This is a genomic window from Yersinia thracica, from assembly GCF_902170565.1.
In the GTDB taxonomy this organism is placed as follows: Bacteria; Pseudomonadota; Gammaproteobacteria; order Enterobacterales; family Enterobacteriaceae; genus Yersinia; species Yersinia thracica.
This window is the reverse complement of sequence record NZ_CABHXX010000123.1, coordinates 1-271: the sequence shown is the minus strand read 5'-3', so window position 1 is coordinate 271 and position 271 is coordinate 1. Positions and strand designations below refer to the sequence as shown.

Here is a 271-nt window from a genome sequence, read left to right as displayed (position 1 = left end):
CGACCAATTGATTAAAAGTCAACTGCTCTACCAACTGAGCTAACGACCCATTATGTTTACTGCTTGATGACAATTCACTGCCCGTCGTGTGGAATAAATCCACTCGAGGTATTTTAGACAAAACAGGAAGAGGAATATCTATGCGATGATTTCAACTTCTTACATTCAAACCAAACTGCGAAAGAATGGTGGGCCGTGCGGGATTCGAACCTGCGACCAATTGATTAAAAGTCAACTGCTCTACCAACTGAGCTAACGACCCATTATGTTT

The 271-nt window shown here is 42.1% G+C and carries 1 tRNA gene; it reads right to left on the bottom strand.

The window, feature by feature from the left end:
* Positions 1-186: 186 nt before the first annotated feature.
* A tRNA-Lys gene (locus FTA91_RS17230) sits at positions 187-262 on the bottom strand.
* Positions 263-271 lie beyond the last annotated feature (9 nt).